Source organism: Acinetobacter rudis, from assembly GCF_000829675.1.
GTDB lineage: Bacteria > Pseudomonadota > Gammaproteobacteria > Pseudomonadales > Moraxellaceae > Acinetobacter > Acinetobacter rudis.
Genome location: NZ_BBRX01000089.1, coordinates 1 through 13,690 on the forward strand (window position 1 = coordinate 1; position 13,690 = coordinate 13,690).

9 protein-coding genes and 2 pseudogenes are annotated in these 13,690 nt (G+C 35.8%); 2 read left to right on the top strand and 9 right to left on the bottom strand.

Going from position 1 to position 13,690, the window contains the following annotated elements; genetic code table 11:
- The 6 genes from Aru01_RS16550 to Aru01_RS16575 all read right to left on the bottom strand — a co-directional run.
- The coding region (locus Aru01_RS16550) for an L-tyrosine/L-tryptophan isonitrile synthase family protein (RefSeq protein WP_042111634.1) at positions 1-1,264 on the bottom strand (1,264 nt) is incomplete at its 3' end.
- 2 nt (positions 1,265-1,266) lie between these two features.
- On the bottom strand, positions 1,267-2,757 hold the full coding sequence (locus Aru01_RS16555; protein WP_040331246.1) for an L-tyrosine/L-tryptophan isonitrile synthase family protein: 1,491 nt from the start codon (positions 2,755-2,757) through the stop codon (positions 1,267-1,269).
- A 556-nt stretch (positions 2,758-3,313) separates the two neighbouring features.
- On the bottom strand, positions 3,314-3,670 hold the full coding sequence (locus tag Aru01_RS16560; RefSeq protein ID WP_016656893.1) for a hypothetical protein: 357 nt from the start codon (positions 3,668-3,670) through the stop codon (positions 3,314-3,316).
- A gap of 132 nt (positions 3,671-3,802) precedes the next feature.
- A complete protein-coding gene (locus Aru01_RS16565; protein ID WP_040331341.1) occupies positions 3,803-6,049 on the bottom strand; it encodes a bifunctional prephenate dehydrogenase/3-phosphoshikimate 1-carboxyvinyltransferase in 2,247 nt (748 codons plus the stop codon).
- A 9-nt stretch (positions 6,050-6,058) separates the two neighbouring features.
- A complete protein-coding gene (gene pheA, locus Aru01_RS16570) occupies positions 6,059-7,168 on the bottom strand; it encodes a prephenate dehydratase (RefSeq protein WP_016656895.1) in 1,110 nt (369 codons plus the stop codon).
- Positions 7,169-7,381: 213 nt separating this feature from the next.
- Positions 7,382-8,731: a dicarboxylate/amino acid:cation symporter gene (locus tag Aru01_RS16575; RefSeq protein WP_016656896.1), complete on the bottom strand. Its 1,350-nt coding sequence runs from the start codon at positions 8,729-8,731 to the stop codon at positions 7,382-7,384.
- Between the two features lie 415 nt (positions 8,732-9,146).
- Between Aru01_RS16575 and Aru01_RS16580 the strand changes: the two genes are divergently transcribed.
- Positions 9,147-10,145, top strand: coding sequence for a glycosyl transferase family protein (locus tag Aru01_RS16580; protein WP_016656897.1), 999 nt, complete (start codon positions 9,147-9,149; stop codon positions 10,143-10,145).
- Between the two features lie 179 nt (positions 10,146-10,324).
- On the opposite strand, the gene Aru01_RS16585 is transcribed toward Aru01_RS16580, so the two are convergent.
- Both Aru01_RS16585 and Aru01_RS16590 read right to left on the bottom strand, forming a co-directional pair.
- Complete coding sequence (locus Aru01_RS16585; protein ID WP_016656898.1) at positions 10,325-11,044, bottom strand: ligand-gated ion channel; 720 nt, start codon at positions 11,042-11,044, stop codon at positions 10,325-10,327.
- 47 nt (positions 11,045-11,091) lie between these two features.
- Positions 11,092-11,367, bottom strand: a pseudogene (locus tag Aru01_RS16590) (glycoside hydrolase family 19 protein); the annotation flags it as partial.
- Between the two features lie 690 nt (positions 11,368-12,057).
- Here Aru01_RS16590 and Aru01_RS16595 point away from each other — a divergent pair.
- A pseudogene (locus Aru01_RS16595) lies at positions 12,058-12,395 on the top strand (glycosyl transferase family protein); the annotation flags it as partial.
- A gap of 84 nt (positions 12,396-12,479) precedes the next feature.
- On the opposite strand, the gene Aru01_RS16600 reads toward Aru01_RS16595, so the two are convergent.
- Positions 12,480-13,544 (bottom strand): M15 family metallopeptidase, encoded by a 1,065-nt coding sequence (locus tag Aru01_RS16600; protein ID WP_016656900.1) that lies wholly within the window; start codon positions 13,542-13,544, stop codon positions 12,480-12,482.
- Positions 13,545-13,690 lie beyond the last annotated feature (146 nt).

The following is a 13,690-nucleotide window of genomic DNA, read 5'->3' on the forward strand; positions in this document are numbered from 1 at the left end:
CACTGTCCCAAAACTCAGAAAAAGCACCAAAGTGGAGTACTCTATTTTTTAAAAAGGCAATCACATGTTGAGATAACTGATTTCCCCCATTGACTCCTAAAGTTAAAATTGCTGGCTGATTATTTAAGTCATCTTTCTCATGCACACTTAGACGAAAATGCTGATCACCTAAAGCTTCTCGCTGTTTTAAATGATTCATCTCTTGTATTACGATGTATTTTTTGGTCGACTCCCATGCGACTTTATGCATAAATATAATGAGGTTTTTGAGCTGAATACTGTCCTCATCAGTTTCTGAATCAGCGTTTAAACGCTGAGTATTTTTATTGGTCAATAAATAATAAATAGACTGTCGAATATACTGATTTAATGTCTCAATAGATTGTTTACTCAACCAGTTGGCTAAAGACTGTGTGAGCTCAATGTGATGTGGATTGTGATATCTACAACTTATTTGTGGATGAAGTAAATGTTCCCAATCTATATTTAAAGTAATTGTATTCAGTAGACTCAGGATTTGCTGATGACTAATTTGCTTTAACTGACTTTCATCGATTGAGTAATTCAAAATTTCATTGTGTCGTATAAAGGGTAAAAATTTAATCCGCTTATCATCATCCATAAAATCTGCAATTGCTTGTCGTTGAGCATCATAGTCGGTCGTCAACTCTGAGCGTGTAAATAGCGCAGGATAAAAGCGATGACCACCAGTCAGCACTGTCAAATTTATTCTATATTTAACAATCTTTTCAATTGCACGAGTAATTGTGATCAGACGTGAAATACTAAAAAGTTCAGCTAGATCTGCATAGGGCCCCATACATTTAATTCCCCCTGCAGAGCGCTTTGGTTGCCCCCACGCAATGACTAAACTTAAGCCCTGATCAGCATGTATGAGCCATTTACAGATATTTTTTTGTAGTTGTTTTAAATTTAAACGACCTGCATTTTTACAAATTGATGGGTTTCTAAAAACTTCTGCAACTTGAGCTGCAAGGTACCAATTATGATATTCCAAGTTGGAATAGAGTGAATCCTGAGGCAAATCAGTAAGTAGACTTAATGACTGCCGACAAAGTAAGGTTGAATCTCGCTCAATATTTTTTTTCCATGAGATTAGCAATTGTTCTAACTCTAATGCAGATAAAAAATATGTATCAAAATTAGGAATCTGACTAATATTAAATTGTGGATCACACATAAACAGCTTAAGTAAATTTGACTCGCTCAAAATATTTTTTTTAATTTTATGATCATTATTCATTGTTACTCTCGGTGTAAACTGGACATGCTCATTAATTTCTTTTTTAAGTTAGTAACATTAGAGACATAACAAATGGGTTGTTTTCGTATATAGAGTAAGAAAAAATTTCCATATTTAGCTCTGTTATAAGGTGTGTCCTCAAGATTTTCGATCAAAATTGGGATTTCATTTTTTAGCTCTCGCTCCAACCGATACTTGAAAGAAAGTTTTGTATTTCCTCGTTCAAAATCAAGTCCACCACAACAATGCTGAGCCGTAATATTTACGTCTTGTTTTGTTGTAGATACAAAATGGATTTCCCCCTTCTTGCCATGAATAGTGAGTTTTAATGCACTTTCCTTAACAACTTCTAATGAATTTAACTCTCGATCTGTTAGAGAGATTGCAACGTATTTCATTGCGGATTCCCATGCTCTTTTTCTCATTTTTATAAATATTTCATACACTTCTTTAGAGGGTAAATATCCGATTTTATTCAGTGATAAATCTGGATAAAAATGCTCATGAATACATAAATTTAATGATGTTAAATATAAAGAGTACAACTCTTGAATATCATCATTATAATAATGCTCAATAAAGCTTAAAGAATCAGCATCAAATAAATTAAATAACTCCTGATAGTAAACTGAACTCACAATAGACCAAAAAGTAAACCTCAATTGATCTCCAATCTCATTACTTTTTGCTATACCATCCAAGCTTTCATCTAACTTATTAATATTAAAATTTAGATCATATTCTTTTTTTAGGTCATTATACTTATTTCTAAAATGTATTTCACGACTGAGTGCCGCCTCTTCTGATAAGCCACTATTGACCCAATTTTCATAGTTTTCAAGTTTCACAACATCATGAATAGCTAATATATTCATCCAATACTTTAGACATAATTGATAAAGTTCAATTTCCGAGTTTGGAGTTCCACATGCACGATTATATTTAAAACCATCAGCCAAAATTATAAATTCGCATCCAGTTGGACTTAATGCATTAATGGTATAGGCTGCCTCGGCACAGCGCGCAAGTGTATGTAGTTCTGAAAGATCAGGTAGAGTACCTTTATTTTTAATTGGACTAAAAGGTTTCCTTGATAATATGGGTAAATATAATTGTATTTTTTGATTTTTATTAATTATTGAAAGTACCTTATCGCGTAGTTCAAGCCTAGATATATGCTGAACTTTGACCTTATACCAATGGGTGTCGAATAAAGCTTCTGAAATTAACTCAGGAATACCAATAACATCTACATCATATAATTTGATATTTTTTCTTGCTCTAGAAATAGCAGCACTAATTCTATTCGATATATTATTACTGATATTTATCTTTAAATTAGGCAGAAAACTATGCAACCAAAAATCAGCCGATATATATATTGCCTTAGCATTAAACTCTTTGTTCGTATATAATTTTTTTTCATTAAACTGAACCAACCTAATTAACCGATGACCAGATGATATTTGACTTTTTTTATCTTCATTTAACATAAATACAACCATATTGTCTTAGCTAATATCAAGATACCTAAAGTATTTAATCTATACTAAAAACTTGATCTAGAACTGTGTCTAATTTTTATAAACTCTTCTCTTTGAATATATTTTTATAAATACACTAAAATCTTTCTTTAACATGAATAAATATTTTCGCTATAAATCCGAACAACCCTATATAAAATATTATTTACTTTTTTCACATAAGCGCATTTGAGATATTGAATCAACCACACATCATACTTTTAATGATTCAACATATAGTATCCATAGTAGTTAATTAAATTATTTTTTAATTAGATATTTTTTATAAGTTAGTATTTCTTGTATAAATGTCTAAAATTAAAAATTATAAATTATAGTGAGTTAGAAATATTTATAGATTTAATCTTAACTTAAGATATTAGTCCGATCACATAGAAGAACTATCCTTAACAAAAATCTTTGACAGTTGCGAAAAGAACAAAGCATAGAAACAAAAAGAAAGCTTAAATTCATACTAAACTTAAGCTTTCTTCGCTCACTAAATGTCGTTAGTTTGGCTGTACAATTAATATTTCCATTGTAAAACATCCAGAGATCGGTCTTGTCGTAAACTACACTCCACAGCTTGTGCCAACTGTCGAATCGTGCTTTCAGACTTAATTTTACCAAACCAATTTTGCTGTTCTTGATGTGTATTCGAAATTTCACAGATTAAGCGGCCATCATGAGAATCCAAACGACAACTAATCGCTAAAGCGACTTTTTCATCATTCACATTGACAGAAATTGCATCTTTTTGTTCATGTAATTGAGTTCGAAAACCATATTGTGGCAATTGAGTGGCTAATAGTGTAGTAACGTAGTGTGCTGGGCATTGGGTAACCCCTGGCTGCTGAATCGCTAAAAATTCTAATTTTCTCATCAGATAATCCTATTCCATAATTATTATCTGGAATGAGCATAAGCAATTTTAACAAAACAGCCAAGTCTAAACTTGGCTGTTTTTTTTCACACCTTGGTATAATGGTGCACAAAATACTGGTTTAACTATTAATTATTCAATAACTTGAATATTAAAGCCTGCTTGTTGAGTTAAAGCAGTAAAGGTCGGAAAGCTTGTCGCGACTGTTTCAGTACCATTAATGATAATTTCACCATGGCTACGTAAGCCTGCGATACTAAAACTCATTGCAATGCGATGGTCGTGATGTGACTCAATCTCAGCACCATTGAAAACTGTTGACCAATCACCTGCTTTGCCTTGCCCTTCAATAATAATACCGTCTTCAGTTGGAGTGCATTGAATGCCCATCGCCTGTAAGCCATCCGCCATCACTTGTATACGGTCAGATTCTTTTACTCTTAATTCAGCTGCACCAGTAAGCACTGTTTGTCCTTCTGCGCACGCTGCCGCAATAAATAAGGCAGGAAATTCGTCAATCGCTAAAGGCACTTGATCTTCAGGAATATGAATTCCTTTTAAAGTACGTGTTGCACGAATACGAATATCTGCAATAGGCTCACCACCTGCAATACGCTCATTGAAGACAGTTAAATCAGCACCCATTTGTTTTAAAATTTCGATAATACCTGTTCGTGTTGGGTTAATTCCAACAGCCTCCAAGGTAACATCAGCATTTTCACAAATTGTTGCACCAACCATAAAGAACGCTGCAGAAGAAATATCCGAAGGTACCTGAATATGCGTGGCTGTTAATTTACCACCACCTTGCAACGAAATACGATTACCCTCAGTTTTAACGTCATAGCCAAAAGCACGCAACATACGTTCTGTATGATCGCGAGTTGGTTCTGGCTCAGTAATCGAAGTTTCACCGTCAGCCCAAAGACCAGCCAATAACAAACCTGATTTAACCTGTGCAGACGCCATAGGTAAATCGTAATGAATTCCTTTTAAACCTGCATTCGCACTGATTGAAAGTGGTGGAGTACCACGCTCACCAGTAGATTGAATCTGTGCACCCATCAAACGTAGCGGTTTTGCAATACGCTCCATCGGGCGTTTAGACAATGAAGCATCTCCTGTCATCACTGAGTCAAACTGCTGAGCAGCTAACATTCCTGATAATAAACGCATCGAAGTCCCAGAGTTACCCATATACAGTGCGCTTGCTGGTGCTTTTAAGCCATGCATCCCCACACCGTGAATCGTGACTTCACCATTTTTAGGGCCTTCAATAGCCACGCCCATATCACGGAATGCTTGTAATGTTGCTAAAGCATCTTCACCTTCTAAAAAACCTGTAACCTGAGTTGTGCCTTCGGCAATCGCACCAAACATGATGGAGCGATGCGACACTGATTTGTCACCCGGTACGCTAAATTTTCCTTGAAAGTTATGTGCTCCAGGCGAAATACGGAATTGTTGTGTCACCTTAGTATTCTCCATCAAAGGTTTATTGGCCAACATATGATTAAAATGCTGTCTTGCGGCTTGGGCATGTCCCAGTCTTCCCATAAGCGCTTGTGAATCTTCATCTTCAATCAATTGTCTAAAAATTGCCAGTTGTGCTTCAAAACCATCAATCGCTTTTAAGATCGCTGGCTTATTCGCAAAGAAAATGTCATGCCACATATGTGGGTCACTGGCGGCAATACGGGAAAAATCACGAAATCCACCAGCAGCATAACGGAAGATATCGAGATTATCTTCACGATTTGCCAACTGCTCAACCAAATTAAAAGCCATTAAATGTGGTAAATGACTGGTATGCGCTAACACTTCATCGTGTTTGTTAACATCCATACAAATCACATCGGCTTCCGCTGCTTGCCATAATTGGCTAAGTTTTTCTACAGCCCAATCGGCACTGGTACTCAGTGGCGTTAAGATCACTTTATGCTGTGCGAATAAGTCCACTCGACCTGCATGTACACCCGTATGCTCTGCTCCAGCAATAGGATGACCTGGTACGAAACCAGCAGGTAAATCATCACCGTAAACCGCTTTAGCTGCTGCCACCACATTACCCTTGGTACTACCAACATCAGTAATAATGGCATCTTGAGCAACATATGGACGTATACGTGCCAAAACTTGCTCAGTCGCACGTACAGGTAAAGCTAAAACAATCAAATCAGCGTCTTGAACTGCCTCAACTGGATCTTGAAACCCAGCTTCGATTAATCCCATCTGCAGTGCAGCATCTAAAGTCTTCTTTGAACGTGTAGATGCAACAATATGAGAGGCCAATTGCTGTTGTTTGATCACTCTTGCCAAACTTGAACCAATAAGGCCTAGGCCAATAAACGCAACTTTTTTAAATAATGGTTGATTGATCATTTTAACTTATAGCACCGCTACCGGATATGAGCCCAATACACGAACTTCTTTGACCAGTGGACGAATATCATCAATCGCAGCTTTAACATTGTCATGTTCTACATGACCTTCTAAATCAATAAAGAACACATAAGCCCATTTTTCTGGTAAAGCTGGGCGCGTTTCAATACTGGTCAAACTAATATTGTGTTGAGCAAATGGCGCTAAAATATCAAGTAAAGCACCAGCACGATCATGCGCTGAAATTAATAATGAAGTTTTATCATTACCGCTTTGTGGCACTCTTTCACGCCCAATCACTAAGAAGCGTGTGGTGTTTTCTGGGTTATCTTCAATATTGCTATGCAGAATTTCAAGTTCATACAAACTCGCGGCAACATCTGAAGCAATTGCAGCAGAATGCCATTCATTACGAATACGACGTGCAGCTTCAGCATTTGAACTTAAAGCAACCAGTTCTACCCCTGGATAATGCGCATCGAGCCACTTACGGCACTGAGCCAAAGTCTGTTGATGCGCATAAATTTGTTTAATACTGTCTTTACGTGTATTTGATGAAACGAGGAATTGGTGATGAATACGCAATTCTACTTCACCAATGACATTGAGATGCGAAGATTTAAAACAATCTAAAGTATGGTTGACTACCCCTTCAGATGAGTTTTCTACAGGGACCAAACCGTAATGTGCACTACCCGCTTCAACTTCACGGAATACCTCATCAATAGTCGGTAAAGGTCGAACTAGAGCATCGTGGCCAAAATGTTTTAATACGGCCGAATGGGTAAACGTACCCTCTGGACCTAAAAAGGCAATACTTTGTGGGGCTTCAAGCGCCAAGCATGCAGACATGATTTCACGGAACAAACGTGCCATAGTCAGGTCAGAAAGAGGACCTTCATTGCGTTCCATAATGCGGCGTAACACCTGTGCTTCACGTTCTGGACGATAAAACATTGGGCTTTCTTCCGACGAAAACTTAACTTTAGCAACAGACTCCGCCAGTTTGGCACGGCGATTAATTAAGTGTTGGAGTTGTTGATCGACCGAATCAATTTCTTCACGAATTTGGTCAAGATTGAGTGAGTTCGAAGAATGCTGATCATCATGGACCATGTGTGCTACTGCCCTTTTTTCCAGTTGTGTAATTTTAAACCCAAGCTAGTATAACAAGACTTTAATTTAAAGTGTCACACTGCAAAAATTTAATCTTTTCTAGATGATGAGCACTTTTCTTGGCTTATCGCTGGCCATTTGTAGATCGAATAAAAAAATCCAAAGCTCACAATGTAACTTTGGATTTTTAATCAAACTTATATTATTAAAACATTAAGCTGTTTTGGCTTCAGTGCTTTCCTCAAGCATTTGACGATCAAGCTCTTCTGGATTATTCAAAGCAATATGTAGCTTCTCTTCATCCAAATGGTCAACAATTTTTGCGACCACGATCGTTGCCAAACAGTTACCAACCAAGTTAGTCAGTGCACGTGCTTCTGACATAAAACGGTCAATACCTAAAATTAATGCCAGACCTGCAACTGGAATATGACCAACAGCAGTTAATGTCGCAGCCAAGACAATAAATCCTGAACCTGTTACACCAGCAGCACCCTTAGAAGAAATCAACAGCACCAATAACAAAGTAATCTGATGCGTTAAATCAAGCTGAGTATTGGTTGCTTGAGCTACAAAGATCGCAGCCATAGTTAAGTAAATTGAAGTACCATCTAAGTTGAATGAATAACCTGTAGGAATCACTAGACCCACAACTGATTTTTCACAACCAGCAATTTCAAGTTTCTTTAACATACGTGGTAATACAGATTCAGAAGATGATGTACCAAGTACAATCAATAATTCTTCACGAATCATACGAATCATCTTAAAGATACTAAAACCACAGAAACGACTAATCGAACCGAGTACAATAAAAATAAATAAGACACAAGTCAGATAGAAACACATGATGAGCTGAGCTAACTGCGCTAAGCTACCAATACCATATTTACCAATGGTAAATGCCATTGCACCAAAAGCACCGATCGGAGCAAGTTTCATGATCATATTTACGATGTTAAAGAATACATGCGCAACTTGATCAATTAACTTTAATACAGGCTGACCAGCAGCCCCTAAACGGTGTAAAGCAAAACCAAAAAGAATCGCAAATAATAAAACTTGTAATATTTCACCGTGGGCAAACGCACCAACCACTGTATCTGGAATAATATTCATTAAGAAATCAATAGTCGATTGCGACTCACCTGATTTCACATATTTATCAATACCAGCAGTTGATAAAGTACTTGAATCAACATTCATCCCTACGCCTGGCTTCCAGATATTAATCACAAATAAACCGATTAATAAGGCAACAGTAGAAACAACTTCAAAGTACAACAGTGCAATACCACCAGTTTTACCCACTGATTTCATGCTTTCCATACCTGCGATCCCACTGACCACAGTACAGAAAATTACAGGTGCAATAATCATCTTAATCAGACGAATAAATGCATCACCCAGAGGTTTTAGCTGTTCCCCCAAACCTGGAATATTTTCTTTTACACCATCAACGAGTTGCGTACTACTTGGGTAGAAATGCCCCACCAATACACCCGCAATGATTGCGACAATCACTTGAAAATAAAGTGATTTATAAATAGGTTTTTTAGCCATTTGCTCAACTTCTTTAGATTCTGACTGCTAACACCATTCCGAACTATAATCCTTGTTTTAGGAATAGTGTCACCACCCCGATAAAGTGTGGCAGTATAAAAAATAATGAATTGTGTCAACCCATAAAACAGGCAACGCATCTAAACTAGGCTAAGGTCTAGCTTCAGTGCTGCTTGCTGATTTCGTATACTGAAAAATTTTGAATATTTTAATAAATAAAAAACTTAACAGCGCAAAAGAATTGTTAAAATTGCCTAAATATTAAACGCATCCCTGTTAGACCTTAGTCTTATGCCGTTTATTTAACACACATTTTCTCAATGTTCCTTTATCTCAAGCCCTGAATCTGAATGTTTTGTGGCATAGTGGTTTTATTCTAATTTTTTACCTTCACCCTCTTGTGATGAGCGACCATATGAATACTACTCGACGTAATCTATACCAAGATTTTGAACATGCTTTTGCCAACTATGTCCGTATCATTGGGAAAGGTAAAACAGGTGCTCGCTCACTTAGCTATGATGAAGCTTATCAGGCATTTACTATGATTTTACAGCGCCAAGTCATGGATGTTCAGCTGGGGGCTTTTCTGATTGCATTACGTATTAAAGAAGAATCTGTTGATGAATTATGTGGTTTTGTCCAAGCCACCAAAGACCATCTACAATATACTCCAATGCATGTCGATTTAGACTGGCCAGCATATGCAGGTAAACGCAAACATTATCCTTGGTTTATTTTGGCTGCGCTCACCTTAGCCCGACATGGCCATAAAGTTGTCATGCATGGTGCAGCTGGCCATACCATGAACCGACTTTATACCGAGCAAGTATTAGAGTATCTAGGTTATTCGATCAGCCATACACAAGCTGAAGTTCAACAGCAACTGTCACAACATAACTTTGCTTATATGCCACTGAGTGCTATTTCTCCGGTATTAAGTGAATTAATTGATCTGCGTAATGTGCTAGGTTTGCGCTCTCCCGTACATACCTTGGCGCGTCTTATTAACCCTTTTCAAGCCAAAGCGACTTTACAAGCCATTTTCCATCCCAATTATCGTAGTTCACACCAACAATCTGCTTACCAATTAGGCTACAAAAATAGTGCTGTCATTAAAGGTGAAGGTGGCGAATTTGAACGTAATCCAGATGCTCGTACTCTCATCTGTGGAATTAAGGCGGGAGAATGCTATGAACATGAGCTACCCAAGTTAACTGAATTACGTAGCCCCGCAGAGGAACAACTTGATCTGTCTATTTTTAAAGCTGTCTGGGAAGGTCAGCAGACACATGAGTATGGTGAGATTGCAGTGACTGAAACCTTATCAATTGCGTTATATACCATGGGGCTCGCCAACGATTTTGATGAGGCAAAACAACTTGCAATTGGTTTATGGAATGAGCGTTTTTAATTTCTGAGTTTACCAATGGACTATGGCATTGCACTCACGAGCAGATGTAATGCCAAATCCTTTTATGATCAGACCCATTCAACAATTTAAAACTAAAGTACTTCATACCTATACTGTAATAAAGCCACATATCAACCTATTTGGGATTCCACATGACAAGAGATGGAATGAAGAAATGATTAATATTCATTACAAACATTTGTATCCTCACAGCGAATCCAACCTATGATTGTTTTTTTATTCTTGCTCGTATAAGAAACCTTAAGCCATCTTGATGTAATATCTAAAATGTTGAACTTATCACCAGAAATAAGATAACCTAATTTTTCAGAATTTAGCCCTGAATCATTATAAATTTCAGTTTTATTTTTTATAATTCCATTTTTTAATTGTTTATTTAGCCAAAGTTTTAAAAAATTAGAGTTTAAGTCTTTGCTTACCTTATCTGCAGTTAAATAGGGATATTCCCACACTATTTTATTGCTTTTAACTTCAACTAAATTTGCCCCATCACCAAAAAAATTGATCAATTTTTTATTAACTTTACAAGTAAAATCAAAACAATCGAAAACTTTTATGAAATTATATTTTCCATTTTCATATACATATTTAGAATTTTCTTCATATTGATCAGTTAAAACATAAGTAGAAATAAATAAATGATTAACACCATTACTCTTTTCAAAAAAATAATAATTTATCTTAGGGCTATCCCCAAAATATCCAAAAGATTCTACTTTTCTCGAATTCTTTTGACAATCTGTTATATAAACATCTAAATCATACATATTTTCATTATTATACTGACTATAATCTTTCTTAAAAAGAATACACTTATTTTCCTCAGCATATACATTAAAGGATAAAAATATAAATAAGACCCATGTATATTTTCTCACTTACAATCTCCATACTTTGCTATAAATTCAGTTGCTATTTTTAATTTTTAGTCCCGTCTTTCTTTTGCTTTTTTCATTCCTGGATTAACTATTACTGTTACTTTATTCGTAAGTCTTTCATCGTTAATTTTACTATTATCATTCTTAGTGACTTTATTAATATTATTATCTTTCCAAAACCATGTTGCACTTTCAATAGCTGCATTATAATCTGTTTGTAGCAATTCTGGATTTTTTTCTATATCCAAACCTGTCTCTTTTGCACATCGAACATAAGTCTCAAAGTGTGTTAAATGGATTAGCCCTCGACCTCTGTAATCATTCTTTGGATCAGCCTCATACCATACAAGTGAAAATAGTACCCCTTCCTCAAAGCTGTAAAATCCAAAGTCTCAATTTTTCCTTGAGATAAAATATTAATTAAATCTCAACATATATTAATAGAATATTTTTTGATGAATTTAGGTAAATTTAAGGTCTCTATTTCTAAGCATTTAAACACTTTTATTTACAGGCTCTACAAACAATTTACACCTTTTAATTTTAGATCATATTCTCTATAGAATTAAAATTTTTTATTATTTTCAAGTTAATATAAGTTGCACTATAAACAAGATAACCTTGGGACATAAATGTGTATTGACCTGTAATTTTATTTTTCACGATTTCATTCATTGTGTAATACGTTTCAGGTTTTTCTCCATCTTCATCCTCATACTCTATTTTGACAATATTTTAAATTTTTATTGGCTTCATGTAAGGATAATATTTTATTTCATCAATATTGGGATATTTAACAGGGAGTAATAAAAGATTATTTCCACCATTAGATAGACAAAAATAATCCTCCGCATAAGCACTAATGCTCAATAAATATAATATAAATAAAAATACATATTTAATTTTCATAGTTTTTTTACTCTATTTTCGGCCCATGCTTTAGCCTCATCTGTACTAGCTATTGCCACTACTGTATTTTCATAAATACGAATTTTGATCTCACTTTTTAACATAGTTCACACCAACAATCTGCTTACCAATTAGGCTACAAAAATAGTGCTGTCATTAAAGGTGAAGGTGGCGAATTTAAACGTCACCCAGATGCTCGCACTCTCATCTGTGGAATTAAGGCGGGAGAATGCTATGAACATGAGCTACCCAAGTTAACTGAATTACGTAGCCCCGCGATCTGTCTATTTTTAAAGCTGTCTGGGAAGGTCAGCAGACACATGAATATGGTGAGATTGCAGTGACTGAAACCTTATTAATTATGTTATATACCATGGGACTTGCTGACGATTTTGATGAGGCAAAACAACTTGCAATTGGTTTATGGAATGAATGTTTTTAAATCTCATTATTTAAGTCAGAAAATGATGAGACACTAATAACACTCACAGATTAGAATCTAAAGGGATCATGATCAAAGCTCCATCTAGAACTGAAGTTTCTTGTAATTTGTTACTCCTAATTTCAATAACTGTGGTTTTAGCTCACGCCATGTCTTTCCATTGGGGTGTAATTCAAAGTGTGGTGGATCAAATGGTTTTTTCCAGCGTCCACCCCAAATTAGGCCTAAACTCTCTCCAATCGGCGCCAGTAAAGTTTGATCTGCAATCGCTTGATCTTGACGTGATTGGCGCTTTAACCTTGAATCGTAGTTTACTATTTCACCATTTCTCACTGAAACGATATCTATAGCAAGTCCGTACTGATGGTAGCTTTGTAAAGGACCTGCGTTGGTGACACCACCTGTTAAAGCATCTTGTGCATCAGGACTTCGATAACTATCTTTGATCGTCCAGCAAATTCCTAAGCCCTGATACCCCATATTAATTAACTTAATAACATAGGGCTGATATACAGGATGCAACTCAGCAATTCTCTCTAATGCGCGTTTATAATGTTTTTCTCCACCACATGCCTGTGGGATTAATTTCCCTACATTTTGTATGGTTAATGATTGAGCTTCCCAGTTTAAAAGCTGCTTCTGATATTTAGATGTAAACCGCTTTACTCTTAATTTAATTACGGCATTTATATCTGTTTTATCTACCGTCTGCTCTTTAACTACAGCAGTTGTAGTTCTATTTTGTTGTATTTTAAAATTTGGATTTAGACTTTTACTGCTCAAACTATTCAATTTTTTAATTTCATTGACCATATTCGCTTTGAATTGAGCTAAAAGAAATCTTTTTTTAGCATGGTAGGCTGTTAAGAAATTGAGCTCCTGAAGCATAAAATTCGGGTAACTTATAATAAAAATGCTTTTGAGACCCTTAAGCTTTATTTTAACTTTTGATTTATATTCTGCGAATGCCTCACTTCTGACTCTTACATCGATGGTTGTACCCTCAGGATGCCTAATCCATACAGATTCACCTCTGGCTGTAGTGACATATTCAGAAATGAGCTTTGAACCCTCCCAAAGTTGATGAGCCAAACCATTCATTGGCTGACCAAAAGCATCTAAGAACTTAATATTCGCTAAGCAGTCCATACGCATATTTCCTCTTTATTCTTATCACTAATTACAAAGTCATATACAAGTGCTTTTCGCACTTTCGTCTTCAAATGAAGTTTCATCTCATCATTAATATTGTTCAGCGCCACATAAAAATATTTATCTTGAATTTAGTCTAAAAC

Excerpts from the sequence above, each read along its gene's own strand:
- Aru01_RS16555 (WP_040331246.1), bottom strand. The coding sequence starts at position 2,757 with ATGTTAAATGAAGATAAAAAAAGTCAAATATCATCTGGTCATCGGTTA.
- Aru01_RS16560 (WP_016656893.1), bottom strand. The coding sequence starts at position 3,670 with ATGAGAAAATTAGAATTTTTAGCGATTCAGCAGCCAGGGGTTACCCAA.
- pheA (WP_016656895.1), bottom strand. The coding sequence starts at position 7,168 with ATGGTCCATGATGATCAGCATTCTTCGAACTCACTCAATCTTGACCAA.
- Aru01_RS16575 (WP_016656896.1), bottom strand. The coding sequence starts at position 8,731 with ATGGCTAAAAAACCTATTTATAAATCACTTTATTTTCAAGTGATTGTC.
- Aru01_RS16580 (WP_016656897.1), top strand. The coding sequence starts at position 9,147 with ATGAATACTACTCGACGTAATCTATACCAAGATTTTGAACATGCTTTT.
- Aru01_RS16600 (WP_016656900.1), bottom strand. The coding sequence starts at position 13,544 with ATGGACTGCTTAGCGAATATTAAGTTCTTAGATGCTTTTGGTCAGCCA.